This is a genomic window from Pantoea sp. X-Soil-TKNS-1207, assembly GCF_059730485.1.
The window spans coordinates 234,010-259,756 of sequence record NZ_AP035959.1 but is presented as its reverse complement, the minus strand read 5'-3'; the positions used below and the strand labels follow the sequence as shown (position 1 = coordinate 259,756).

Genomic DNA, 25,747 nt, shown 5'->3' with positions numbered 1-25,747 from the left:
TTTATTTTCTTATTTAAAGGTGGCGGATTTCTGGATTGATATGTGATATTGATTCACCCTGAAATTGCGACAAAAGATGTCGTAAACGATAAATCAGCGTGAAATTTTCACGGCAAAAGATGTGACAAAATGGGTGGGGAAATGCAGACGGAGAGAGAGCAGCTGAAAAACGTACAACCTCAGGTCCCGACACTCGCTGCGGAGATGTTGGGCGCAGCGCCCGCGCCGTCATCCGCCTCCTACTATTTCGAGCATCAGCAATCGCAGGTCTGGCATTCTCACGCAACGGTGCAGCTCACCTATTGTAGCCAGGGGGTCATCACCCTGCATACCGCAGAAGCCATCTGGACGCTTCCGCCGTATCGCGCGTTGTGGATCCCCTCAGGGGTGCCTCATCAAACCCATGCGCAGGCCGGCACGCGGGCGCATCATTTATACCTGTCGGATAACGGCGAGAAACGATGCGTAAAAGCCCCCTGCCCATTATTGATTAGCGGGCTGGTGCATCATCTGATGACGGAGCTGGGCCAGCAAGCGCAAAACCCGCAACGCGATACGCTGATTCTGCCTCTGCTGTTCAATGAGTTAAGCCAGGCGGCCCGCGCGGAGGTCTGCATCCTGCCCACCGTCCGTGAACGTCGGCTGCTTTCCCTGACCGGAATGTTGATGCAGCAGCCTGGCAATAACGACACGCTGGAAGCGCTCAGCGGGCTGGTGGGCGCGACGCCCCGCACCCTGTCACGGCTATTTCGTCAGGAGACCGGCCTGACGTTTGCCCAATGGCGGCAGCAGCTGAAGATCATGGTGTCGCTCAATCTGCTGTCGCAGGGGACTTCCGTGGAAGAGATTGCCAGCCAGCTGGGCTATTTTAACGGCAGCGCCTTTATATCGATGTTCAGAAAGGCAATGGGACGCACGCCGCAGCGCTATTTTACTTTGCAGGGATAGCGCCCGGCGGCTAAGGCGTATACCGGATGCGCACCCGACCGTTTTACCCCAGCGACAGCTTGCGCTGCAGATGGGCGTCAAGCAGCTGGCTGCTGCCGCCAAATATCTTTTCACGCAGCGTGCCGGGCTGGTAGGCCTTCTGCGCCAGCCCCCGCTTCTGCAACACCGGTACCACATGCTCCACCCACTCATCCCACCAGCCCAGCGTGGTGACGGGCACCACATTAAAGCCATCAACGCCCGCGTCCGCGAACTGCTGCACTTTGTCGGCAATCTGCTCCGGCGTACCAGCAAAGCGGTCGGGCAGCAGCGCGTGTTGCAGCAGATACTCGCGCCACGTCAGCACCCTTCCCTGACCATAATCGGCATCGACAGCGATACGGAATTTGGAACGCATATGCTGGCTGAACTGCTCCTGACGGCTCAGCTCGGTCAGCGGCGTGTCGGGATCGATACTGGAAAGATCGATGCCGGAGCCACCGCTGTAGAAGCCCTGTAATGCATTGATATCGATATTATCGAACAGATATTGCTGCTTACGTTTCGCCTCTTCCTCGGGGGAGCCAATCACCGTCGCCAGCATCACCAGCTTCTTCAAATCGGCGGGCTGGCGGCCAAAGTCGATGACGTCCTGATTTAAAATCGCGATATCTTTTTGCGCCGTCGCGGGCGTCTGAGACGGCAGAAAAGTCACCTCGGCGTTACGCGCCGCGAATCGCCGTCCGGCGTCCGGATTTCCCGCCTGGAAAGCGATGGTGATTAGGGGGCAGGTGCAAAAAGCCGTTATAAATCAGTTCACGAGCTATCTTCACTCCGTTTTCAATGATTAAGCGACATCCGCAGTTTGTAACTGCGGCAGCGAGGCGAGCAGTTGTTGCGTATAGGGAATGGCGATCAACCACGCCAGCAGCAGCAGCACGGCAATCGCCAGGGTAAAGGTGGGGATCAGTTGCTCGGCAATGATGTGCGCCACCGGACGCTGCAGCTCAAAGGAGAAGCCGAGATCGCCCTGCAACAACCGCCAGAAGTAATGCAGAGTAGCCGCCGACGGTAATCGCCTGATCATCAAACCAATGCTGCAAGACGGCGAACTTCTGCATCGGTGAATTTCACGTCTTTTCGCAGATAAAAGGTGATGGTTTTACGGTCGGCAGATTCGGACCAGCGGGTTGCCAGCCACGGCCGTATCTGGCCGTTATCGTAACTGACCAGATAATCAAAAACCTGGCGTGACAGATACGCCTGCTGCACCCAGCCGCCCCACAGGCACGGCGGTTACTGTTCATGCAGATACACGATGGTGTCACGCGGTTGCGCCGCAAAGGCCACCGCGCTTTGTAGTGCCAGATAGCCCAGCAGGGGCGTGCATATCCTCGTAATGCGTAAACGGCTCATAACGGATTGGGTTTCCCTTAATAAGGGTCAAATACGCAAATTATTCCGGCGCTGCGACTGAAGCCGCCGGAAAGATATTTGGCAACAAAACAGAAATGAATTTTTAAAATATCCACTAACTAAAACACACAATGAAATGCGGGCAAATAACAATAACGGCAGTAGATAGATCAAAATTAGTTAGCGCGCTAATCAACAAAGTTAACCACCCCGCGAAAATGCTTAGTTTTAAAAAGCATTAAATCCGCCAGTTATCCAATGGCATAGTTTCAGGCTGGTGTTATTCATTTTTTCAGGAGCGCACGATGTCGCAAATTGATTCAGGCTGGGGGACGGGTCCTTCAGAAAAATATCAGCAGCTTGCCGAACGCTTTCGCCCGCTGTTTGGCAAAATTCGCGCGGGAGCGATTGAGCGTGAATTACATCGTCAGCTGCCTTTTGAACAAATTGAATGGCTGAAAAGCAGCGGTTTTACCGCGCTGCGCGTGCCGGAAGCCTACGGCGGCAGCGGCGTCACCCTCCCTGAGCTGTTCAATTTGCTGATTGAACTCGGCGAGGCCGACTCCAACCTGGTGCAGTCGATTCGCGGCCATCTGGGCTTTGTGGAAAAGGTGCTGAACAGCCACAACGCGGCGTTTCGCGCCGCATGGCTGCCGCGTCTTGGTCGCGGCGAGCTGGTTGGCCCGGCGTGGAGCGAGACCGGCGATGCGCGCCAGGCGGCGTTCTCGACTCAGATACAACGCAGCGGCAACCAGTGGCGGCTGAATGGCAAAAAATTCTACACCACCGGCTCGCTCTATTCGGACTGGATCGATATCGGCATCAGCGATGAAAACGGCAATATGCAAGCGGTGACGGTGTCACGTAATGCGCCCGGCGTGTCGGTGCTGGATGACTGGAATGGCTTCGGCCAGACGCTGACGGCCAGCGGTACGGCGGTTTTTGACAACGTGATTATCAATGATGATGAAATCAACGAGGAGAACGTGTTCCTGTACGCCCCGGCGTTCTTCCAGCTGATTCATCTGGCGACCATCGCGGGCATTGGCCGCGCGCAGAGCAGCGAAGTCGCCAGCCTGGTTGCCTCACGCACCCGCACCTACAGCAACGGCAACGCCCCGCGCGCGGCGCAGGATGCGCAAATTTTGCAGGTAGTGGGACGGTTGCGCGGTGCCGCCTACAGCAGCGGCGCAATCGTGCTGCACAGTGCCGCCGCGCTGCAACGTGCGTTCGCGGCCCGGCAGCAGGATAAGGAGCAGCAGGCTGTCGCCATCGCCGAGCTGGAGGTGTCGCAGGCGTTAAATGTGGTGACCGATCTGCTGTTAAACGCCAGCAGCACGCTGTTTGACGCGCTGGGCGCCTCGGCCACCCTGAAGCCGCTGGCGCTGGACCGTTTCTGGCGTAATGTGCGCACCCTTGCTTCGCATAATCCGCGTATTTATAAAGATCGTATCGTTGGCGATTTTGCCGTTAACGGTACGTTGCCGCCTGCGCAATGGCGTATCGGCATCGCCGATATTGCCGCCAGTCGCCAAAACTAATGATCAATAATGGCAAAGGCGCGCCGCTATTTCCTGCTGCTGCGCCATTTGCGTTATTTTCATATATCAATAAAGCAATTGCGAAATTCGCCTAACCTTACAACAAGGGTGGTAATATTTATATTGCCACATATTCTTTTAATCCATTCGCGTTCATTCCTATGATGACTCCTCTGATAAATACAAAGGAAAACAATCATGACCGCGTATGCCCGTCTTGCTTCCGCTGATTTCCCCTTACTCGATATCCGTCAGGTTGCCGGAAATATTGGCGCTGAAATTACCAATGTGACGTTGTCGGCCGATATCGATCCGGCGTTATTTGCCCAGATCGAAAGCGCGCTGGTGAAATATAAAGTTTTATTCTTTCGTCAGCAGGGCCATCTGACTGACCAAAGCCATCAGGCGTTGGGTGCGCGCTTTGGCCGCATCGTGGCGCATCCCACGGTTCCCGCCCCGGAAGGCACCAAATTGTTTGAGCTGGATGGGTCGAAAGGCGGTGGCCGGGCGGATTCGTGGCACACCGATGTCACCTTCGTCCCCGCGTTCCCCAAAATCTCGATTCTGCGTGGTGTCACCATTCCCGCCTTTGGCGGCGACACCGTGTGGGCCAATACCGCCCTCGCGTATCAACAGCTGCCGGAGGCGTTGCAGCGCTTTGCCGAATCGCTGCGCGCGGTACACAGCAATGATTACGACTACGGCGCCGAACGGGTGGTCACCGATGCCAGCCGTCTGAACCATCATCAGAACGTCTTCGTTTCCTCGGTATGGGAAGCGGAACATCCGGTGGTGCATGTCCATCCGGTCAGCGGCGAGAAAGCCCTGCTGCTCGGCCACTTCTTCAAACGCCTGGTGGGCTTCAGCCAGCGCGAGTCGGCGCGCATTTTTGAACTGCTGCAAAACCGCGCCACCCGGCTGGAAAACACCGTGCGCTGGCAGTGGCAGCAGGATGATGTGGTGATCTGGGATAACCGCAGCACCCAGCATTACGCGGTCAACGACTATGGCACGCAGCCACGCGTGGTGCGCCGCGTCACCGTCGAAGGCGATATCGCGCAGGGCGTTGATGGCAGCCTGAGTAAAAGCCTGTCCCACCCTGACCAGGCCGACGTGCAGGTTGCCTGAACTTACAACGATAAAAAGGAAGCCGTGAATGGAACGTCGTGACCTTATTAAGGCAATGGCCGCGTTAGGGGCCTGGAACATGATCCCTGGCCTGGCGCGAGCAGCAAGCGGTGCGCGCAAATACGAAGGCGTAACGCTGAATGTCTCCACTTTCAGCGCCGCCTGGCCGACGCTGGTGCGTCAATGGCTGCCGGAGTTCGAAGCGCTGACTGGCGCACGGGTGAATCTCGATACCCCTTCGTTTCCGGTCTATAACCAGCGCGCCGACCTCGAGCTGTCCACCAAAGGCTCCGCCTACGACGTGGTCAACGTCACCTTTATCTACACCAGCCGCTGGATCAATGCGGGCTGGCTGGCGCCGCTTGACGGCTATATCCGCGATCCGAATCTCACCGCTGCCGACTGGAACGTGCAGGATTTTCTCCCGGCCACCCTACAGGCGGAAACCGGCCGTGACGGTAAACTCTACGGCGTTCCTTATGTGGTGGAGGGAATGCTGGCGGGTGCCGCGCGCTACGATCTGATTCAGCAGGCGGGACTGACCTTCCCCGACACCACCGATGATTTGCTGAAGGTGCTGCGCGCGGTGAATAAGAAAGAACGGGTGGCGGGCTATATCACCGACAACCACTACGGCTGGACCTTTATCCCTTATCTTCAGGCCTTTGGCGGCAACGTGTTCCGCAAGGCACCCGACGATCTGTTCCCCACCCTCGACACGCCGGAAGCGATAGCGGCGGCGGATTTCTTTGCCAATCTGATTCGGGAGTTTGGTCCGAATGGCGGTATTACCTACAGCGCCGATCAATCCCTCCAGGCGCTGAAACAGGGCCGCGTTAACTTTACCGACTCAAGCCAGACCTATCTGGCGCAGCTGGGCGATGCGCAGACGTCCCGCATCGTGCAGACCGCGCATTTTGGCCAGATGGTGCAAGGTCCGGCGGGCCGTTTCCCTGGTATGGCGGTGCACGCGCTGGGGATCCCGGTGGGGTCGAAGAATAAAGAAGCGGCCTGGGCCTTTATCCAGTGGGCGCTATCGAAGCAGAACAGCGCGCGCGCCATTCAGGCCGGGTATGGTTCGCCCACCCGACGCAGCGATATCGATTCCAGCGTGTTCCGCGCCAGGCAGCAGATTAACGGCATCGACCTGGCGCAGCTGTCAATTGACGCCATTGAGCGCGCAGGCAAAGGCGGTTATATGGCCTACCGTACCGTCGATGTTTATCCGCAGGTCGATCAGCAAATCAACAAAGCCATCGCGCTTATCGCCTCGGGCCAGCTGTCGGCCAAACAGGCGATGGGCCAGGCGCAGGCCGGGGCCGTGGCGGATTTGCGCCGCTCCGGGCTGAAGATCTGACGGGGTTATCATGTCTCATTCAACCGTAAGCTGGCGCGTGCGCCAGCGTAATGCCGGGCTGATCGGGCTGGCTCCGTCGCTGCTGGTGCTGACGTTGCTGACGCTGATCCCGGCGCTGGCGCTGGTGGTGACCAGCTTTACCCCCTTCAGCCTGACCAACCCGCAGGCCACCTTCACCTTCCGCCATCCGCTGATCAACTATCAGCAGTTGCTGCATGACGATCGTTTTCTCAACTCCATCGTCACTCAGCTCAAGCTGTCGCTGGTGAGCGTGTTTTTTCAGGTCGCCATCGGTCTGCTGCTGGCGCTGCTGCTGAACGGCACCTCGCGTATCCTCAACACGGCACGCACCCTGTTGCTGATCCCGATGGTGCTGCCACCGATCATCGTCGCGCTGATCTGGAAAATCATCTACACCCCGGATATCAGCCCGCTGCATCAGCTGCTGGATCGGGCGGGTTATCCGCTGGATTCGCTGATCGCCAACCCGCACACCGCGCTGTGGGCGCTGGCCGTTGCTGACGTCTGGCAATGGTTTCCCTTCACCATGCTGATGGTGCTGGCGGCGTTGCAGATGATCCCCAATGAGCCACAGGAGGCGGCGCGCCTGGATGGCGCCAATCGTTTCAATATTTTCCGCTATATCGTGTTGCCGCATCTCAAACCGGTGCTGGCGGTGTGCATGTTGTTTCGCCTGATCGACAGCTTCAAAGCCTTCCCGCTGATTTACGTGCTTACCGATGGCGGGCCAGGTTCGATTACCGAGGTCACCAACTATTACGGCTTTATTCAGGCCTTCAACTTTTCTTACTGGGGATACGGCAGCGCGATTGCGGTGGTGATCCTCGTCGGGGTGTTTATTTTAAGCTGGCTGATTGGCCGCGCGGGGTGGAATCATGACAGTGCAGCACACTGAAAGCCGGATAGAGACACGCACCGTCACGCGCCGCCGCTGGCGTCTCAAAGGCGGACGCGAGAGCAGCGCCTTGCTGGTGATGCTGTTGCTGCTGTCGCCCTTTTTATGGATGGTGATCATGGCCTTCCGTCCTTCGATGGAGGTGTTTGATCTTACGCTGTGGTTCACCCCCACTCTCGACGCCTTCCGCTCGCTGATTGCCGGTAATTTTCTCGACTCCTTCAGCAACAGCCTGTGGGTCAGCCTGCTTTCGACGGTCTTTTCCCTGCTGCTCGGCGTGCCGGCAGCCTGGGTGCTAACCCGCTGGCGCTTCCGCTTCCGTCAACAGGTGGCGCTATGGATTCTGGTCACCCGCATGGCACCGCCGATTGCCTTTACTATCCCCTTTTTCCTGGCCTGGCGCTGGCTCGGCTTGCAGGACACCATCATCGGCCTCGCGATTGTCTACCTCACCTTTAACCTCGCCATCGTCATCTGGTTAATGCAGACCTTTTTTGCGGCGGTGCCGGTGGCGCTGGAAGAAGCGGCGTGGCTGGACGGTTGTTCGCTGTGGCGCAGCTTCTGGTGTATCTCGCTGCCGCTGGTTAAACCGGGGCTGGCCGCCACCGCCATCCTGTGTTTCATCTTTTCGTGGAATGACTTTTTTTACGCGTTGATTCTGACCCGCACCAACGCCATCACCGCTCCGGTCGCCATCGTTAACTTCCTGCAATACGAGGGATGGGAATGGAGCAAAATCGCCGCCAGCGGCACCCTGGTGATGCTGCCGGTGGTGGCCTTTACCTTGCTGGTACGGCGTTATCTGGTACATGGGCTGACTGCGGGCGGACTGAAGGACTAAAACTATGGCTACGCTGACACTGAATAATCTGCATAAACGTTTTGAACAGCACGACATCATTCGCGGCATCGATCTCGATATCCATCACGGTGAGTTTGTGGCGCTGGTGGGGCCTTCCGGCTGCGGTAAATCCACGCTGCTGCGGATGATCGCCGGGCTGGAGAGCGTCTCCGGCGGCGAACTGGTGCTGGACGGTGAGGTGATCAATGACCTGCCGCCGCAGGAGCGCAATATGGCGATGGTGTTCCAGAATTACGCGCTCTACCCCCATATGACCGTGGCGGAAAACCTCGGTTTTTCCCTGAAGATGCAGGGCCAGAGCAAAGCGGCGATCCAGACGCAGGTGGAGCAGGTAGCGGTCACGCTCGGCCTGACGCCCCTGCTGGCGCGCCGGCCCGCGCAACTCTCCGGCGGCCAGCGTCAGCGCGTGGCGATGGGACGCGCCATCCTGCGTCATCCGCGCCTGTTTCTGTTTGATGAACCGCTCTCCAACCTCGACGCCAAATTACGCGTCGAGCTGCGCACCGAAATCAAGGCGCTGCATCAGCGCCTCAACACCACCATGATTTACGTGACCCACGATCAGGTGGAAGCGATGACCATGGCCGACCGCATTGTGGTGCTGCGCGATGGCCGGATTGAGCAGGTCGGCACGCCGCTGGAACTCTACGATCGCCCGGCTAACGCTTTTGTCGCCAGCTTTATCGGTTCGCCATCGATGAACCTGTTTGCCGGACGTCTCGATCAGCAGGGCGCGGTGATCACCGACGATGGCGTGCGTTTGCCGCTGCCTGCCACGCATCGCTGGAGCGGCGGCCAGCGGGTGCTGTACGGCATCCGTCCGCAGCACTTTTTATTGCAGCCGGACGCCAGCCTGCCCGCGCGGGTTAACGTGCTGGAGCCGACCGGTTCTGAAACGCAAATCATGCTGAATATCGGTGCGCAAAAAGCGACTGCCCTGTTCCATCAGCGGATTGATGCCCGTCCCGGCGAAACCCTGCAACTGCTGCCCGATGCCCGCCACGCTCACCTGTTCGATGCCGATAGCGGCTTACGCCTGAATTAAGGATTGATGATGAGTCATAAAGTGATTGTGTTTGGCGTCGATGGCCTGATGATGCCGTTGATCAAAAAGTTTGTCGCAGAAGGCGCGCTGCCGCATATCCAGCAGATGCTGGAGCAGGGGGCGGCAGGTGAGCTGTTGCCCAATATCTCGGCCTGGGGTGACGTTAACTGGGTGGCGTTTTTATCCGGGCAAAGCCCTGGCACCTCATGGCTCGGTCAATCCCAGCCTGCGCCCTACCGCCATTCCGGCAATCTGCTGGAAGTCCTTGAGCAGCAGGGATTGCGCGCCGCGCTGGTTCACTTTCCCGAAAGCATTGCGGCACCGGCCCCGCACTTCACGCTGGCCCCCTACTGGGCCAGCGCCGCGCCCTGTCCTTTCACCTTTGCCGCACCGGCGATATTCACTACCCGCTATGCCCAGCGCAGTGCGGGCCGCCAGCCCGCGCAGCAGACGCTGGGATGGCCGCCCTCTTCGCCGCTGGCTTATCACGAAAAAGGTTTGTGGCAGCCACTGACGCCGTCTGACGCGGATTATCAGCTGGTGATTGGCAACCAGCTGCCGCTGACGCTCTCCACCACCGCCAGCGGGCCGAAAATTCATTTTGCCGATGATTACGTCGAACTTTCCCTCAATGAATGGAGCGCGTGGCTGCCGCTCGGCGCGGCGGCGGAAGGCGGCCAGGTCCGCTTCTGGCTGGCGGCTTACCAGCCTGAGGAGCAGCTGATCGAGATTATTCAGAGCGAAGTGACCCTCCCGCAGCGTATTGCCTCGGACACCGCCGTGGCAGAGACGCTTATCAGCCAGCTGGGGCCGTTTTACAGCCAGTGGGCGGTTAAGGCATCGCCAAAAGAAGCGTATCGGCAATCCACCTTGCAGGATGCTGAACATCAGTCGTTATGGATGGCAGACAGCGCACTGCATCTGACCCACCAGCAGGGCTACGCGTTATGGATTGGGGTTCATCATCTGGTCGATGAATCACACCATCTGTGCCTCGGGCAGTATGATCCGCGCTCGCCGTTTTATCGTGCGGAACAGGCCGAGGATTACGCCGCGATGATGCGCGCCTGCTATCAGGTACTGGATCGTTCCATCGGCAAAATCATGGCGCAGATGGATGAGGAGTGCACCCTGCTGCTGGCCTCCGATCACGGTGCCGTGCCGAATGAATATATGTGCGACGTCAATCGCTACCTGGCGCAGCACGGGCTGGTGACGCTGGATCAGCAGGGCATCCCGCTGCCTGCGCGCAGCCAGGTGTACCTGAAAGATCAGCGTGGCGGGCTGGAGATCTTCGTCAACCTGGCGGGACGCGAGCCGCAGGGCATAGTCGCGCCGGAGCAGTTCGACGCGGTGCGCGAGCAGGTGTTGCAGGCATTGGCAGGCTGGCGCGTGGCGGAACGTTCTGCCATCGCCTGGGCGCTGCGCAAGGAGGATGCCGCCAGCATCGGCTACTGGGGCGACAACGCCGGGGACATCCTCTTCACCTATAATTCAGGTTTTGTCTGGGGCCGCAGTCGCGATGGCGAGGCGCTGTGCGCCGTCAGCGCGCCGGGCGCCAATCATGGTCCGCAAAAGCCTACGGCCGAGACGGCGCACAGCGCCAATTATGGCGTGCTGCTGGCCTGGGGCGCCGGGATCCGCCAAGGGTATTATCGCGACCGCCAGCAGCTTGGGCCTTATCGGATGATCGACCCGGCCGCCACGATAGCCCGGTTGCTGGCGCTGCCGACGACCCAACTTGATGGTACGGTGATGCATGATTTTCTGGCGTCATCCTGAGGAGAACCCTGTGCCAACCCCTTACACCCGCTATGCCAGCCTGGTAAACAAAACGGTGGTGGTGACCGGCGGCGCCAGCGGTATTGGCGCCGACCTGGTTGATGCTTTTTGTCAGCAAGGCAGCCGCGTGCATTTTCTCGATATCAATAACGAGGCCGGTGAGGCGCTCGCCGCCGCCAGCGGTGCGCAATTCCATGCCTGTGATCTGCGCGACATCCCCGCGCTGGTGGCGGTGATCCAGCAGATTGCCCGCCTTGAGGGTGGGCTGGATGTGCTGGTCAACAATGCCGCCAATGACGATCGTCACGACCTGTTCGCGGTGGCGCCGGATTACTGGCGTCAGCGGATGGCGCTCAATCTGGATCATCAGTTCTTTGCCAGCCAGACGGCGGCCGCGATTATGCGTGAACAGGGTGCCGGGGTGATTTTGCTCACCAGCTCGACCTCGTTTATGAAGGGACGGCCAGGCATGGTCGGTTATACCACCGCCAAAGCCGCGATTGTCGGGCTGAATCAGACGCTGGCGCGAGAACTCGGCCCTTATGGCATTCGCGTCAACTGTCTGGTGCCGGGCGCGATCGCCACTCCGCGCCAGCAGGCGTTATGGCGCACCCCGGCGGCGCAGGAAGAGATCCACCGGATGCAGGCGATGCCGGTGGATTTGGTGGGGCGTGATGTGGCGGCAATGGCGTTATTTGTCGCCTCGGATGACGCGCGCGGCTGTACCGCCGCGCAATTTATTGTTGATGCCGGTATCCGCTTTAACTGACCCGGCGGCGTTGCAGCAGATGGACCAGCCCGGTGCATAGCAGGTAATACACCACGCCGGTAAACACAAACAGCGCCGCGGGATAGACCTGTACCCGGTTATTCACCTGTCCCGCCAGCGTGGTCAGTTCAGGCACGTTGAGAATAAACGCCAGCGATGTGTCTTTAATCAGGTTGATGCCGATGCCTGCCAGCGAGGTTTTAATGTTGCGCAGCGCCTGCGGCAATAGGATATGCCACAACAGCCTGCTGGCGGGGAAACCCTGACTAAGCGCCGCCTGATACTGCCCTGCCGGCAACGCCTGTAACCCGGCAAGCGTGGTATGCATCACCGAGGCGGAGGTAAACCATGCCAGCGCCAGGGTGACGGTCAGCGCACCGGGCATATCCTTGCCGGTTAGCGCTGGCAACAGATACCACAACCAGAAGATGACAAAAATCAGCGGGATACCGCGAATAATCTCCGCCCACAGAAACAGTATCGCGCGCACCCAACCGGTGAAGCGCCAGGCAACGCCAGCCAGCGCAATGCCAGCAGGAAAGGCCAGCAGCGCCGCACCGGCTGCCATCAGCAACGTCAGCAACACGCCGCCCGGTTCGCCGTTCGCCACATTGCCCCACAACAGGTAGCCGAGATTATCGCTGATGACCTGTAAACCGCCGTTCATCGCTCACCTCCCCCCAGACGTCGCCGCGCCTGACGACCCGGCCCCAGCCAGCCGAGCGCGACGCCCAGCGCCACGCCGGTCAACAAATAGAGCAGGGTTCCCACCGCAAACGCCTCAAGGGCATGGGCGTTATAGCTGTCGATTTGCCGCACCTGATAGGTCAGCTCGGCAAAACCAATTCCGCTGGCGAGGGAGGAGAGTTTCATCAGGTTCAGATACTGACCGGTGACCGGCTGCCAGGCATTAACCAATCCCTGCGGCAGCAATATCCAGCGCAGCGCCGCCGCGCCGGAAAACCCCTGACTTAACGCCGCTTCCCGCTGCCCGTCAGGCACGGCGTGCAGCCCGGCGCTAAACTCCTCCAGCAGAAAGGCGGAAATGAAGATCCCCAGTCCCCAGGCAGAGCAGAGAAACTCCGGGGTTAGCCAGCTCACATCGCCAGGCAGCAACGCGCTGGGGTGATCCGCATTGATCCAGTCGCGCCCGTTGCGTGGCAACAGGTTCCAGGCGGCAAAATACCAGAACAGCAGCTGCACCAGGATTGGCGTGTTGCGGAAGATCGAAACCCACAACGCCACGCCCCGTACCGCCAGAGCATGGCCGCTCAGCCGCAGCAGCAGCAACAAAACCGCCAGCAGCGTCGCCAGCAACGATCCGATAAGGCTGACCCACAGGGTGGTTACATAGCCATTCAGCAGCCACTGCAAAGGTTGCCCGCTTAATACGCCGTGCCAGTCAAGATGCAGGTTCATGACAGGAAATCCTGATGCAGAGGGTCCATGACTTTTTTCAGGAAACGCTGGGCGCGTGGATGCTGGGGCTGACGGAAAAACACGTCGGGCGCCGCGATCTCCAGAATCTCGCCCCCATCGATAAACACCACCCGATCGGCGATCTCACGCGCAAACTGCATCTCGTGCGTGACGACAATCATGGTAATGCCGCTCAGCGCCAGCGCTTTCATCACCTGTAGCACTTCACCGATCATTTCCGGGTCAAGCGCCGACGTTGGCTCGTCGAACAGGATGATCTGCGGCGACGACGCCAGCGCCCTGGCGATCGCCACGCGTTGCTGCTGACCACCGGAAAGCTGCGCGGGCAGATGCGTGGCTTTGTCCGCCAGCCCGACATGCGCCAGCAATTCGCTGGCCCGCTGCTCGGCAGCGGCCTTTTGCCAGCCATGTACCACCTGCAATGGCACGCTGATGTTCTGTAACGCGGTCAGGTGGGCGTAGAGATTAAACTGCTGAAAAACAAAACCGATGCGACTGCGCAACTGGCGCAGGCGCGCGCCGGTTAAACCCGACGTGGGGCGGTTATCGATCAGAATGTCGCCGTCACTCAGGCTTTCCAGCTGGTTGATCAAACGGATCAGTGTCGATTTACCCGAACCGGAGGGGCCAATAATCGCCACCACTTCGCCGGAATCAATATGCAGGTCGATGGCGTTCAGCACCCGCTTGTCGCCGTAACGTTTGCCCGCCGCGCGAAAGGTGACGCTGGCCTGTTGCAGACGTGAAAAATCCGCAGCGCTGGCTGCGGAGAGAGACGTTTTTCGGAACATGGGCGGTTACTTCGCTTCAATCCTGAAATTACGCGGGGACGGTGCGGGAGTACCAGGTCCAAACCAGGTGTTGTAGATTTTTTCCGCCTGACCATTTTTCTCCAGGGTCAGCAACTCATCATTTACCGCTTTCAGCAGCGCGGGCTGGTCTTTCTTCACCCCAACGCCAATTTCCTCTTTGCTCAGCAGCGTCGGCAGAATTTTGAAGTCGGCACGGTCTGGCGCTGCCGCCAGCAGCCCCGCCAGGATGGTACTGTCCTGAGTAATGGCCTGAACGTTGCCGTTACGTAAGGCGGTCAGCGCCAGCGGGATATCGTCGTAGGCGAGAACGCGGGCCTGCGGGTAACGCTGATGCAGCGCCTGTTCACCGGTGGTGCCCTTCACCGCGCCAATGCGCGCATGGCTGTACTTATCCAGCTGGTCCGGCGATTTGGCTGGCACGAGGAACTGCTGACCGGTGACAAAATAGGGCAGCGAGAAATCAACAACCTGCGCGCGTTCCGGGGTGATGGTGATATCCGCAACAATCAGATCCGCTTTGCCAGACTGCAACAGCGGGATGCGGTTGGCCGGATTAGTGGCAACCAGCTTAAGCTTCACCCCCAGCGCGCTGGCTAACGCTTTGGCGAAATCAATATCGTAACCCACCAGCTCATGCGTTTTGGCATCAATGGAACCAAACGGCGGATTGGCATCAAAGGTTGCGACCTTGATTTCACCCGCGGCTTTGATATCCGCTAACTGATCGGCACGGGCTGCGCCAGTGACCAAAAGCCCTGCCATAATCACCATTGTTAATAGATTTTTCTTATATGTTGCATTCAGGTTGTACATAAAAATCCTTTAAAATCAGTTGAAGTGTGCAACTTCAACGCTCCCACATCCCTGTTTCGCAGACAAAGAATATTAAAAACTTATGACAGAACGAAAATGAATAATGCCGTACAAAATATCACCAATCCGCCCCTCCTTCTTTGCCGCTGATATAGACATTTCTCCGCCAATAGCAAACGGCGGAATTAAAAAACGCATTATTCGATAAAAAATAGCGCTCGCGTAACCAAATGTAAGTGATACATTTACGCCTTCATCGCACTGCCAATGTTAGCTGCAATATTCTGCGCATTTTTATTATTAATAAATCCAGGCTTACACAACGTGAATAAAACTTTTTTCTCTGCCGCATTTGCGCTGGCACTCTCCCCCCTTGCTCTCGCCCATGCTGCCTCCGACGCGAATGGCTTTATTGAAGACAGCCATCTTGACGTATTATTGCGCAATGCCTTTATTAACCGTGATTATAAAGCCCAGGGCGTTAAAGATAAGCAGGAATGGGGCCAGGGAATTATCGCCACATATTCCTCGGGCTTTACTCAGGGGCCGGTCGGCTTTGGGGTTGATGGCCTGGCGCAGTACGCGGTCCGTCTGGATGGCGGGCGCGGCAAAAGTGGCGCGGCCGGTATCGATTTCTTTTCCCAGGACGAAGATGGCAAGGCTAAATCAGATTTAGCCAAATTTGGCGGCACGGTTAAAATGCGCTTCTCCAATACGGTGATGAGTTATGGCACCCAGCGTCCGGTTCTGCCTATTATTACCGCAGATGATTCCCGTCTGCTGGCGGAAACTTTTACCGGTTTTATGCTGAATTCAAAAGAGATCGCCGGACTGGATGTCAGCGCGGGATATTTTACCGACGAACAGCAGAAAAGTGATGACAGCCATAATTCAGGACTTAAAAATCTGGCTTTCGCCGGGGCAAGTTATCAGCTGAATGATCAATTAAGCGGCGCATTTTATGCCTCGAATGTTCAGGATGTCATTAATAAGCAATATCTCGGCTTAAATTATAAACAGCCGATTAATGCCAGCCAGGCATTTAGCCTCGATTTTAACGGCTACAATTCGCGTCTCGATCCCGACTATGCGCGCCAGTTAGACACTGGACGCAGCAACACCATCTGGAGCCTCGCCGCCAGCTACAACTACGATATCCATACCTTTAAGTTTGCCTGGCAGCAAAGCAGCGGCAGCACCGGCTACCATTATGGCGGCTATCGCAACCAGGGCGGCGTGGGCGATGGCGGCAACACCATCTGGTTAGCCAACTCTTACTGGTCTGATTTTAATGGCGAAGATGAGCGCTCCTGGCAGCTGGCTTACTCGATTGATTTGAGCGGGCTCGGCGTTGAAGGGCTAAGTTACGATGTCGCCTATGTCAGCGGCGACAACATCAAAACCGCAGCCTCTGATAATGGACACGAACACGAGTTCTTCAACCAGGTGCAATATAAAGTGCCGTCTGGCTTCGCGAAGAACCTGAAAGTGAAACTGCGCTACTCCGTGCTGCGTGTCTCGGCGGATGCGGCGGATTACAACACCAGCGGTAACGAAATCCGCGTGTATGTTGAATATCCGTTCTCAATTCTGTAACCCTCGCCTTTGCGCCAATAAAAACACCGGCTAACCCTGTCTGCCGGTGTTTTTATCAGGTCGCATCCAGCGGGAGAAATCAGCTGCCCCAGCGGCTTTTCAGGTAGTTCACTGCCTGCTGGGTCTGCGGCTGGTTGAGGTAGTTCTCCCTGAACAGGATGGTGCCGTTGATTTGCGGCACTGATTCGTTCAAATCGAGCTGCTTTTTCAGTTCCGGTACGCCACCGTTGATCGTCCAGTCCGGCTCATTCTTTGAAGGCTCCCCCACTTTGTACAGGGCAACGCCGATATAGAGGCGCGTGTTGGTGGGCTTGACCACATTGGCCCACCATTGCGCCAGCACATCATATCGCGCCGCCTGGCGCGCAAATGGCCAGTACAGCTGCGGAGCAATGTAATCCAGCAGCCCCATCTGCACCCAGCGACGGGTATCGGCAAAGGCTTCATCATAGGCCGCCGCGCCGCGCGTGTCGGAGCCTGCCGGATCGTGCGAAAGATTACGCCAGACGCCCGCCGGACTGACGCCGAACTCAACATCGGGCTTCAGCTGCCGGATGGTGCGCGACACCTGCTCAATCAACTGCTGCGTATTGTGCCGCCGCCAGTCCGCTTTGGAGGCAAACCCCTGGCCATATTTGCGGAAGGTCTGACTATCGTCGAGGGCGGAACCGGCGGATTCGGCATAGAAGTAATCATCAAACTGCACGCCATCGATCGGGTACTGCGCCACCACTTCGGCAACGATGCTGGTGATCCAGTCACGCGCTTCAGGGATGCCGGGATCGAGGACAAAACGGTCCCCGGCCGTGCGGACCCAGTCACGATGCAGGACAAAAACGCTGGCGGGATGCAGTGCCAGCGTGCCGTTCAGTTCGGCCACGGTGGAAGGCTTAGTGTTAACCGACACGCGATAGGGATTGAACCAGGCATGGACTTTGATGCCGCGCTTATGCGCTTCATCCAGCATAAACCGCAGCGGATCGTAGCCTGGGTCCTGGCCAATTTTGCCGGTCAGCATATCTGACCACGGCAGAATTTTGGATGCCCACAAGGCGGTGCCATCGGGTTTTACCTGGAAGAACACCGTATTGATGCCGAGACGCTTCAGATTATCCAGCGTATCGGTGAGCGCTTTTTGCTGCTGGCTGATGCGGCTGGCCGCGCTGCTGGCATTGACTGATGACACCGGGGGCCAGTCGAGACGCGAAACCGTTGCCAGCCACACACCGCGTACCGGCTCATGATGCGGCACAGGTCTGGCTGGCTGCGGCTGTTTAGCCACCGGCGGAAATGGCGTTACCAGTGATTTCGGCGGTGGAGATGAACAGCTGGCGAGCAACAGCGCGAAGGCGATCAGTGCGCCTGACTTGCTGGCTGGGGTTGCAGTGGAAAAGGCGATGATATACTCCTGGGCTGGCTGGTCGTCCCTCGAAGAAAATCATTCTCTTACTCTCCCGATTAAAGTCAACACCTTAGACAGGCCGGGTAATAAGAACAGCTACCCGGCCGCGCAGGCAACATGACTCATCCCGGCCAGTTCGAGTTACGGATAATGCGACAGAAATTCATCGGCTCAAAAGCCGCATCCTTATCTTTCAACACGTCCGCTTTGACATTGCCAAAGGTGGTTTGCGGACGGTCTTTGATGCCGTCGTAAAAAGCCTGAATGATATCTTCTTTGAAGCTGGCGCTGCGGGGATGTTGATTCACCACCGCATTACGTTCTGCATCGGCGAAGGAGTCATAATTGATCCCCAACACGTCCATCTCCACACCGGCAGTGACCAGCGCAATCTCCGGGGCCATAAACTCCGGGATACCGGGGGTGGTATGCAGCGCAATGGCGGTCCAGACTTTGTCTATATCGTGCTGGTCCACGCCATAGCTGCGCATAAACTCACGCGCGGCGTTTGCGCCATCCACTTCAAAACGCTTATCGCAGCTACAATGCTCATGCGTCAGCCCGATATCGTGGAACATACAGCCGACATAGAGTAATTCATGATCGACCTGAATATTGCGCTGCTGGCCTGCTAACGCCGCCCAGTAGTAAACGCGGCTGGAATGATGAAAAAGCAGGTCAGATTCCGTGTCACGGATAAAGTGGGTGGTGTCACGAGCCATCTGGGTATCGGGAATGCGGATGCCTTGTACGGTGAAGTTCATGTTGGTGTCTCCTGTTGAATGTCTGAGCGTCATTCTAAAAGAGAACCGGAATGTCTATAATAGTATTATACGGGCAATTTCGGACATTACGATAAACACAGACATGGGGAGTGATGAAGTTGCACCACATCGTGATACTGGCGGTGCCGGGCGTTCAACTGCTCGACGTTGCCGGGCCTATTGATGCTTTTGCCGAAGCCAATCGCATTCTGCGCCGCCAGGTTTACCATCCGGTGGTGATGTCGCTTGATGGTGAAGCGATCCTGGCATCGTCAGGTGTCCGACTCTACGCGGATAGCCGATTAGGCACCTATGCCGCCACCGATAGTTTGAGTTTTCTTATTGCGGGCGCGCCGGATGCGCAGGAAAGAACGCTTTCAGCCGCACAGATCGACGCCATCACCCAGCTGTGCCATCAGAGCCATCGCTATGGTTCAGTGTGCACCGGCGCGTTACTGCTGGCGCAAACCGGGCTGCTGAGCGAGCGCCAGGTGACGACCCATTGGCTGGTGGCGAAGGTGCTGGCGAGTCGTTATCCGGCCATTAATGTCGATGCCGATGCCCTGTATGTCGCGGATGGCCCGGTGCGTACGGCGGCGGGGGTGACTTCGGGCATGGATTTGGCGCTGCGATTTATTGAAGAAGACGTGGGACGTGACGTCGCCCTCGATGTAGCGGCGAACCTGGTGATGTTTTTTCGTCGTCCCGCCGGTCAGGGACATTTTATTCGTAAACATCAGACCTCCGTTGGCGGACGCTCGGCCTTGCAGGATCTGCAACGCTGGACATTATCCAATCTGGCGCAGGTCACAGGCGTTGCGCAGATGGCGGAGCATATCCATCTGAGCGCCCGCCATTTGAACCGGTTGTTTCAGCAGGAGATGGGTTCCAGCACCGGCGAGTGGCTGGAAGAAGCGAGGATCACCAGGGCGCGGGAGTTGCTGACGGCCAATGTGCCGGTGAAGACCATCGCGACCACCTGCGGCTACAGCAGCAGCGATGTGATGCGTCGGGCGTTTATTAAGGTCACCGGCTTAACGCCCACGGTTTACCGCAAAATCTATGGCGCGAAAAAATAGAACCGGGGTCAGGCAAACCCGTCTTTCAGCGACTGGATAAAGAGCCGCGTTTTGGTATTAACGTATTTCGCATTCGGCGTGACGGCATACAACGAGAGCGTTGGACAACGGTAATCCGCCAGGACTTCAACCAGGGCGCCGCTGGCAAGCTGGGATTGCACGACAAACTCAGGGCCATAGATGATCCCCGCGTGTTGTAATGCCAGCTCAAGCATAATGCTGGTGTTATTGGCGGTGAGCCGACAGTTAGCGTTGATTTGGTTGACCTCGCCAGCCGGCGTGGCAAAGTGCCAGGGCGACGTGGTCATGGTCCCGGAATAACCAATCAGGCTGTGCTGCTGCAAATCATCGGGCTGCGTCGGCAGCCCCGCTCTGGCGATATAGGCGGGAGAGGCGCAGGCAAGCAAGCGGTAATCGGTGATGCGCCGCGCAACCAGATCGGAATCGGGCAGCTGGCCGATGCGAATCGCCAGATCAACCCCCTCCTCCACCAGATCGATAAAACGATCCAGCAGCTGCAACTGAATATTGACCGCTGGATAGTCGCGCATAAACGCGGCGATTAATGGCCCAAGGTACATCGAACCAAAGGTGACCGGCGCCGCAATGCGCAGGTTGCCTTCGGGGGCGATATGTCTGGAGGTGGCTTCCCGTTCAGCTTCCCGGATCTCTTCCAGAATACGCTGACTCTTCTCAAAGAAGGTATGGCCGGCATCGGTCAGGCTGAGCTGATGAGTGGAACGTTCAAGCAATCTGACCGCGAGCGCACTCTCCAGCGATGACAGATAGCGCCCCGCCATCACCGCAGAGATTCCAATTCGTCGCGCAGCCGCCGCGATACTTCCCTCTTCAACCGCAGCAACAAACACCGACATACTGAGCAAACGATCCATTCCTCCTCCCGCTATGCATACTCTGAGTACATACCATGACTATTTTACATGTCATTCCAAACCTTATCGTTACAAAACATACTGGCGTCACCAAATGATTTCGGACAGACGAGGTAACGATGAATATTTTAAGTAATGGCGTACAGCTGCAGGTGACGGAGAGTGGCAGCGGCGATATCGCATTGGTGTTTATGCATTTTTGGGGGGGATCGTCAGAAACCTGGACGCCGGTGATTAACCTGCTCAACAGCCATTATCGTTGCATCGCCATTGATGCCCGCGGCTCAGGCGCATCACAGGCCGCCGCCGCAGGTTATCGCAGCGAGGATCATGCCGCTGACGTTTATAACGTTATCCAACAACTGGGGCTGCAACGGGTGATTTTGGTCGGGCATTCGATGGGAGGCAAAACGATGCAATTTCTCGCCAGCCGCCGCCCGAAAGAAGTTATCGGTTTGGCGCTGGTGGCATCGGCACCGCTCGCACCGATGAATATCGATGAAGCACAGCGCCAGCAGATGCGCGGAGCTTATGCCAGCCGGGAGTCGATTCTCTGGACGCTCGACAACGTATTAACGGCAGGCAACCTGACGCCAGAGCAGCGCGAAAAACTGGTGGCCGATGCATTGCGTGTCAGTGCTGAGGCGGCAGATGGCTGGCTTTATACCGCGTCACAGGAAGACCTGCGGGACGTGGCTGACAGGATCAATGTCCCTGTGCTGATTATGGCGGGCGAGCTGGATAAAGTGGATACGGTTGCGGTGATGGAGAGAGAGATCGCCGCACGCTATCCGTTTGCAGAGGTGCAGATTTTCCCTGGAAAAGGCCACCTGTTGCCGGTGGAAGCATCTGCGGAAGTGGCGGCGGGATTGCGGAAGTTTGCTGTTTCTTTACAGCATTGAGGGCAGTTTGCGGGGTAGCTCTCCTGCGGGCAGGAGAGCTTTGGGTGGGGGGAATCAGCACCCACGATAAAGGGTGGCCACTTTAAATGAGTTGATATCTCATTAAGAAATTGACTGGTTAATTAACTTTTGAAAGAAGGCATAGGGCACATCTGGTGATATTTTTCGTGAAAAGATACATCCAGAACTTTTTATTTTTTCAAGATCATTATAATCGAGCGTCCTTGGATAGTCAGGCCCGGTCGTCCAATCGATGTACCTTAACGCATCATTTAATTTAGAGATATCGTGATAATTATCATTAACACCAATATGTTTTAGCGCTGTATGAAAAAAAACCTCATCAGCGCAGAATGAATTGCGATATAAATCACAATACCAGCCATTAGCATTGATAAAATCCACTAAAGAAAGCATGGTTTTTCTATTTAATGAAAACCAATTGGTTCCTTTAAAAAAAGCATTTAATTTACCTGAATCCCTTTTAAAAGCCTTACTCACATAGAAAGACTTGAGCATCTTGAACGTAATTATTTTTACTTTATCGAGCAGGTTCTTATTTCTTATATTGAAAAATGCGGGATAATCATACATAACACGAGCTGTGGGATCGATGTATTTATTCCTCTCGTCCTGGAAGTGCATGAGATTCTTTAGCTCTATTTCATACAGGAAATCATTTATATCCTGATTTGTCTTGCAGGGTAGATCATCGCCTGACAGTAAAAAAAGATATTCAAAATCAAAATGTATTGCTTCATTAAACGTGTTTATTGTTGATTCTATCTGACTATAGGATCCCCATAAAACGTTAACTCTCTCTTTAACAAAAAAAATGTTTTTTGCAGTAAAAATAGCAAAATCAGAGATAGATGATTTTGCGTCCACATGAATCAAAATAATATTTTCATCAAATGATGATAAATAATTAACGGTAAAGATAAGCGGATTTGTAATGCGATGACATAGAATGCAAAAAACTTTCTTCATCATTTACCTCCTCTGATGAAGTTTTATCTGGCGTTTTAGATAGTACGAAAATGTCGATTATGCTGCTAATACATCTCTTTGCAGAAAACCGTTCAGTGTCAGATAGAAGAGATTTCTTCTTTTTTCAAAGAAAAGATATGTTAGTTGTGATTTATATTCTTTCAGCTTTTTCATGGTAATGAATAATGAATGACAAATTTGTTCATCATTCCAACCTCGCAAGATAAGTAGAAATATTCGCATTCTGGCGCTGTCTTCTTTCACTTTGAAAGGCTTTATCTTTTTAAAAACTTTAGCACCCTTAAAAAAATCAAAAACATCAAGACTACCTACATTCAGCGCCACAAAGGAAACGTCACATATCGACTGAAGAATAAACACCTCCAGCTCATTGTTGAATATCAGAACGATATTTTTTGATCTGGCGTTGATTTCGCCCCTGGCTAACGCCAATAGAAAATTATGAATATCACAAACAAAAAAACTCATCCTCGCATATGGCATTTCAAGAGATAAATCCTCTATCGCTTTCTCGATGAATTTATTTTCAAGTTTAGTGATAAGTTTATCCATTTTTATCACATCAGCACCATAGAATTAAAAGTGGTTAACAGTTTTATTTTATATGAAAAGTTAAATTATCAGATGGGATTTTTACTAATCCGTTTGCTTTTCGCATTCTTACCCATCCCTTTTATAAATTTAGTCATAGGTTTTTCCAGGAAATTGTAAGTTAACAAGCCGGCAGCAATCGACCCAAGAACCTGAGCTACTGAAAATAAAGGGCCATGCAACATATTTATCTTCTTTAAAAACAATGCAACAGGACTTAGTATGAATGGATGAACCAGATATAAAGAGTACGAACAATTTCCAAGCTGTTCGAATGAACGGACGATACGCCCTTTGCTCTTGTAGAACCACTCCTCCATACTTATAAATCCAAGGAAAATAAAAAACATGGGAATCCCAGAGGTAATGGCTTTGCCAAACAACACCTCCGGCACGCCAAAGTTATTTTTATAAATGAGGTAAGCTATGCCCGCAAGAATCATCAATACTGAAACAGGCCTACTGGGCTTAATATGATTAAAAATATAAAAGCTGGCAATGCCAAAGGCAAACTCAAGCAGCATGTTGCTAAACAAAAACGATAAATAATTCGAGGCAGGTTTAAAAATAGCACCCAAACATGCCAGAATACAAATTATACAGCAAATGGTAAAATATCTTATGTTTCTAACATGGGTAAGAAAAATACATACTGAGAAAATAAAATAGTAGTAAAATTCATAGCTGAGCGTCCATCCATTTTGGATTAAAAATTTGTCTCCATTCGGGATCAAAAAGTAAGACTCAATAATGCCTGTTTTTCCGCCTGAGGAATTGACTAACCCTGGAGCAACGAGAAAAACCGCTAATGCTATGCAGGTTAAAGCCCAATACAAGGGAATAATACGCTCAATTCTGTTTTTCATAAAACTTAGGAACGTCATGTCTTTATTATGCGTAGTAAAACACATAATAAATCCTGAGATTATAAAAAACAGATCAACACCATCGCCACCAATATGAAACCAGTTTAAAGAGCCGGTATCGTATTGTTGTCCCTTATGTGCCACATGAGTCATAACCACCATTAATGCAGCTATTCCTCTTAAAAACTGAATAGAATAAAACATAAAAAACCTTTAAATTAAATAACTTTAAAATCACATAAGAGCATTTTAATAAAGCGGGAACTAACCCGCTTTATCAGCAAGCCCTGTCAGTTGTTAGTTAAGTGAACCCTGTACATATTCTATTCAACAAAAATTGCTATTCATTTCCCGAGGATGGATGATAACAATATTAATAGGCGGATTTATTAACAAAGCCTTTGAATACAGTCAGGAAAATGATCTTCAGATCACCGAGAACACTCCAGCTCCTGATATATTCAAGATCCAGTTCAATACGTTTTTGCATTTTATCAAGTGTATCCGTCTCACCGCGCCAGCCATTAATTTGCGCCAGACCGGTAATTCCAGGTTTGACTTTATGTCGCAGCATATAACCATGGATCAATATGCGATATTGTTCGTTATGTGAAACGGCATGAGGACGTGGGCCAACAATCGACATTTCACCACGAAAGACATTGAAAAACTGCGGTAATTCATCAAGGGAGGTATTCCGTAAAAACCGCCCTACTCGCGTAACACGAACATCTCCACGAGTAGCCTGCGTGACTTTTCCGCCATTCTCCATAACGGTCATTGAGCGAAATTTCCACACCACAATCGGTTTACCATCGATTCCATAACGTGTCTGTCTAAACAATGCCGGACCAGGGGATGACAATTTCACGACAAGAGCAATCACAACGAGCGCGGGTGAAATCAATAACAGAATAAATGACGAAAGAATGATGTCCTCAAGCCGTTTAAACACCCGATTGATACCGTTGAACGGAGTATCGACTAAAGGCACAACAGGTACGCCATTAATTTCCTCTGTGTGTGATTGCAGGATATTAAACGTGAAAACATCTGGAACCAGCAGTACTGAACAGGTTGAATCTGCAAGCTGTTTAACCAGCTCACTGATTTTTGCCTCATCTTTCATATGCATGGCGATATACACGCGGTCAATTTTACCTTCACGCGCTTCCCTGACCAGTTGCGCGAGATTGCCTGCATAAGGTAAACCATTTAATTCGTTAGACATCACGTCGTCATACACACCTTTCACAACAAAGCCCAACCATGGAGAATGCCCAAAGCTTCTTAGTAAGGCTATGCCAGCAGGCATGCTGCCGGCGATACAGACACGACGCGTGTTATAACCGTATTTCCTCAGCGTACCAGAAATAAGACGGATCACTGAACGGCTGATGATAAAACCGAGAGAAACAAGCACAAACCATTGCATCATAAAAGCGGAGGTAAAGCTCAACTGAGGCAAACAGTTCAGCACGAATCCGGTAACTACTGTCGTGATTATCCAGTTACGAAGAATGGAAAAAAGCTCGACTGTAATTTTCATGCCGCGCCAGGAACGATAGAAATCAGTGAAGCCACCTACTGTAACGAAAGTAATCAGAGAGACCATCAGCATCAATAGCCGCTGGTTATCAAACGCAGAATTATTGAAAATGCATGTAAAATAGAAACCAAGAAATATGATAGTTATATCTGAAAGACGCTGCACCATAGATATAACAGATACATTTGAATGGATATGAACGCGTTGCTGAAGTGTATTCATAGGAGTCAATCCGCCTATTAAACCGTTAAAATAAAACGCATAAGATTAATTTATTTTAAAAAAC

Annotated in this window: 26 protein-coding genes; 12 read left to right on the top strand and 14 right to left on the bottom strand. The window is 54.2% G+C overall.

The genetic code is table 11. The features are described from left to right. The first annotated feature begins 141 nt into the window (after positions 1 to 141). Complete coding sequence (locus tag AC6I8V_RS21400; protein ID WP_497846483.1) at positions 142 to 948, top strand: helix-turn-helix domain-containing protein; 807 nt, start codon at positions 142 to 144, stop codon at positions 946 to 948. 43 nt (positions 949 to 991) lie between these two features. Here the strand turns inward: AC6I8V_RS21400 and AC6I8V_RS21395 are convergent, their stop codons facing one another. The 3 genes from AC6I8V_RS21395 to AC6I8V_RS21385 form a co-directional block, all read right to left on the bottom strand. Then, complete coding sequence (locus tag AC6I8V_RS21395; RefSeq protein WP_497846586.1) at positions 992 to 1,702, bottom strand: LLM class flavin-dependent oxidoreductase; 711 nt, start codon at positions 1,700 to 1,702, stop codon at positions 992 to 994. 72 nt (positions 1,703 to 1,774) lie between these two features. Then, positions 1,775 to 2,014 carry a hypothetical protein gene (locus tag AC6I8V_RS21390; protein ID WP_497846482.1) on the bottom strand — a complete coding sequence of 80 codons (240 nt, stop codon included), beginning with the start codon at positions 2,012 to 2,014 and terminating at the stop codon, positions 1,775 to 1,777. Continuing rightward, positions 2,014 to 2,199, bottom strand: a complete 186-nt coding sequence (locus AC6I8V_RS21385) for an ABC transporter substrate-binding protein (RefSeq protein WP_497846481.1) — start codon at positions 2,197 to 2,199, stop codon at positions 2,014 to 2,016. The genes AC6I8V_RS21390 and AC6I8V_RS21385 overlap by 1 nt, the downstream gene beginning before the upstream one ends. A 449-nt stretch (positions 2,200 to 2,648) precedes the next feature. Between AC6I8V_RS21385 and AC6I8V_RS21380 the strand changes: the two genes are divergently transcribed. The 8 genes from AC6I8V_RS21380 to AC6I8V_RS21345 all read left to right on the top strand — a co-directional run bounded on the left by AC6I8V_RS21380 (position 2,649) and on the right by AC6I8V_RS21345 (position 11,743). Continuing rightward, on the top strand, positions 2,649 to 3,884 hold the full coding sequence (locus tag AC6I8V_RS21380; protein ID WP_497846480.1) for an acyl-CoA dehydrogenase family protein: 1,236 nt from the start codon (positions 2,649 to 2,651) through the stop codon (positions 3,882 to 3,884). A gap of 198 nt (positions 3,885 to 4,082) precedes the next feature. After that, positions 4,083 to 5,012 (top strand): TauD/TfdA dioxygenase family protein, encoded by a 930-nt coding sequence (locus AC6I8V_RS21375; protein WP_497846479.1) that lies wholly within the window; start codon positions 4,083 to 4,085, stop codon positions 5,010 to 5,012. A 28-nt stretch (positions 5,013 to 5,040) separates the two neighbouring features. Then, entirely contained in the window at positions 5,041 to 6,369 is a 1,329-nt protein-coding gene (locus AC6I8V_RS21370) for an ABC transporter substrate-binding protein (protein ID WP_497846478.1), read from the top strand. Between the two features lie 10 nt (positions 6,370 to 6,379). After that, positions 6,380 to 7,285, top strand: a complete 906-nt coding sequence (locus tag AC6I8V_RS21365; RefSeq protein ID WP_497846477.1) for a carbohydrate ABC transporter permease — start codon at positions 6,380 to 6,382, stop codon at positions 7,283 to 7,285. Next, positions 7,266 to 8,126, top strand: coding sequence for a carbohydrate ABC transporter permease (locus AC6I8V_RS21360; RefSeq protein ID WP_497846476.1), 861 nt, complete (start codon positions 7,266 to 7,268; stop codon positions 8,124 to 8,126). The genes AC6I8V_RS21365 and AC6I8V_RS21360 overlap by 20 nt, the downstream gene beginning before the upstream one ends. Positions 8,127 to 8,130: 4 nt before the next feature. Further along, a complete protein-coding gene (locus tag AC6I8V_RS21355) occupies positions 8,131 to 9,192 on the top strand; it encodes an ABC transporter ATP-binding protein (RefSeq protein ID WP_497846475.1) in 1,062 nt (353 codons plus the stop codon). 6 nt (positions 9,193 to 9,198) lie between these two features. Beyond that, the gene (locus AC6I8V_RS21350; RefSeq protein WP_497846474.1) at positions 9,199 to 10,974 is read left to right on the top strand and encodes an alkaline phosphatase family protein; all 1,776 of its coding nucleotides are present in this window, start codon (positions 9,199 to 9,201) and stop codon (positions 10,972 to 10,974) included. A 10-nt stretch (positions 10,975 to 10,984) separates the two neighbouring features. Beyond that, positions 10,985 to 11,743: an SDR family NAD(P)-dependent oxidoreductase gene (locus tag AC6I8V_RS21345; protein WP_497846473.1), complete on the top strand. Its 759-nt coding sequence runs from the start codon at positions 10,985 to 10,987 to the stop codon at positions 11,741 to 11,743. Here AC6I8V_RS21345 and AC6I8V_RS21340 read toward each other — a convergent pair. Genes AC6I8V_RS21340 through AC6I8V_RS21325 form a run of 4 tightly spaced genes read right to left on the bottom strand, consistent with a single transcriptional unit; the run spans position 11,736 to position 14,766 of the window. Then, positions 11,736 to 12,410: an ABC transporter permease subunit gene (locus tag AC6I8V_RS21340; protein WP_497846472.1), complete on the bottom strand. Its 675-nt coding sequence runs from the start codon at positions 12,408 to 12,410 to the stop codon at positions 11,736 to 11,738. The two genes, AC6I8V_RS21345 and AC6I8V_RS21340, sit on opposite strands and share 8 nt — an antisense overlap. Then, the gene (locus AC6I8V_RS21335) at positions 12,407 to 13,162 is read right to left on the bottom strand and encodes an amino acid ABC transporter permease (RefSeq protein ID WP_497846471.1); all 756 of its coding nucleotides are present in this window, start codon (positions 13,160 to 13,162) and stop codon (positions 12,407 to 12,409) included. Before AC6I8V_RS21335 ends, AC6I8V_RS21340 begins: the two co-directional genes overlap by 4 nt. After that, positions 13,159 to 13,974 (bottom strand): amino acid ABC transporter ATP-binding protein, encoded by an 816-nt coding sequence (locus AC6I8V_RS21330; protein WP_497846470.1) that lies wholly within the window; start codon positions 13,972 to 13,974, stop codon positions 13,159 to 13,161. Before AC6I8V_RS21330 ends, AC6I8V_RS21335 begins: the two co-directional genes overlap by 4 nt. 6 nt (positions 13,975 to 13,980) lie before the next feature. Next, positions 13,981 to 14,766, bottom strand: a complete 786-nt coding sequence (locus AC6I8V_RS21325) for an ABC transporter substrate-binding protein (protein WP_497846585.1) — start codon at positions 14,764 to 14,766, stop codon at positions 13,981 to 13,983. Between the two features lie 399 nt (positions 14,767 to 15,165). Between AC6I8V_RS21325 and AC6I8V_RS21320 the strand changes: the two genes are divergently transcribed. Next, the gene (locus AC6I8V_RS21320; protein WP_497846584.1) at positions 15,166 to 16,404 is read left to right on the top strand and encodes an OprD family outer membrane porin; all 1,239 of its coding nucleotides are present in this window, start codon (positions 15,166 to 15,168) and stop codon (positions 16,402 to 16,404) included. A 79-nt stretch (positions 16,405 to 16,483) separates the two neighbouring features. Here the strand turns inward: AC6I8V_RS21320 and AC6I8V_RS21315 are convergent, their stop codons facing one another. Further along, a complete protein-coding gene (locus AC6I8V_RS21315) occupies positions 16,484 to 17,806 on the bottom strand; it encodes a glycoside hydrolase family 10-like protein (RefSeq protein ID WP_497846583.1) in 1,323 nt (440 codons plus the stop codon). Between the two features lie 122 nt (positions 17,807 to 17,928). Next, positions 17,929 to 18,570, bottom strand: coding sequence for an HD domain-containing protein (locus AC6I8V_RS21310; protein WP_497846469.1), 642 nt, complete (start codon positions 18,568 to 18,570; stop codon positions 17,929 to 17,931). 113 nt (positions 18,571 to 18,683) lie between these two features. On the opposite strand from AC6I8V_RS21310, the gene AC6I8V_RS21305 reads away from it, so the two are divergent. Further along, a complete protein-coding gene (locus AC6I8V_RS21305; protein ID WP_497846468.1) occupies positions 18,684 to 19,649 on the top strand; it encodes a GlxA family transcriptional regulator in 966 nt (321 codons plus the stop codon). A gap of 8 nt (positions 19,650 to 19,657) precedes the next feature. Here AC6I8V_RS21305 and AC6I8V_RS21300 read toward each other — a convergent pair whose 3' ends face one another. After that, the gene (locus AC6I8V_RS21300) at positions 19,658 to 20,542 is read right to left on the bottom strand and encodes a LysR family transcriptional regulator (protein ID WP_497846467.1); all 885 of its coding nucleotides are present in this window, start codon (positions 20,540 to 20,542) and stop codon (positions 19,658 to 19,660) included. Between the two features lie 119 nt (positions 20,543 to 20,661). Between AC6I8V_RS21300 and AC6I8V_RS21295 the strand changes: the two genes are divergently transcribed. Then, positions 20,662 to 21,444: an alpha/beta fold hydrolase gene (locus AC6I8V_RS21295; RefSeq protein ID WP_497846466.1), complete on the top strand. Its 783-nt coding sequence runs from the start codon at positions 20,662 to 20,664 to the stop codon at positions 21,442 to 21,444. A 102-nt stretch (positions 21,445 to 21,546) separates the two neighbouring features. Here the strand turns inward: AC6I8V_RS21295 and AC6I8V_RS21290 are convergent, their stop codons facing one another. The 4 genes from AC6I8V_RS21290 to wcaJ form a co-directional block, all read right to left on the bottom strand. After that, positions 21,547 to 22,437, bottom strand: coding sequence for a beta-1,6-N-acetylglucosaminyltransferase (locus AC6I8V_RS21290; RefSeq protein WP_497846465.1), 891 nt, complete (start codon positions 22,435 to 22,437; stop codon positions 21,547 to 21,549). A gap of 54 nt (positions 22,438 to 22,491) precedes the next feature. Further along, positions 22,492 to 23,007 carry a hypothetical protein gene (locus AC6I8V_RS21285; protein WP_497846464.1) on the bottom strand — a complete coding sequence of 172 codons (516 nt, stop codon included), beginning with the start codon at positions 23,005 to 23,007 and terminating at the stop codon, positions 22,492 to 22,494. A gap of 68 nt (positions 23,008 to 23,075) precedes the next feature. Then, positions 23,076 to 24,116, bottom strand: a complete 1,041-nt coding sequence (locus AC6I8V_RS21280) for an acyltransferase family protein (RefSeq protein ID WP_497846463.1) — start codon at positions 24,114 to 24,116, stop codon at positions 23,076 to 23,078. Positions 24,117 to 24,285: 169 nt separating this feature from the next. After that, positions 24,286 to 25,683 carry an undecaprenyl-phosphate glucose phosphotransferase gene (wcaJ, locus tag AC6I8V_RS21275; protein WP_497846462.1) on the bottom strand — a complete coding sequence of 466 codons (1,398 nt, stop codon included), beginning with the start codon at positions 25,681 to 25,683 and terminating at the stop codon, positions 24,286 to 24,288. Positions 25,684 to 25,747: the final 64 nt, after the last annotated feature.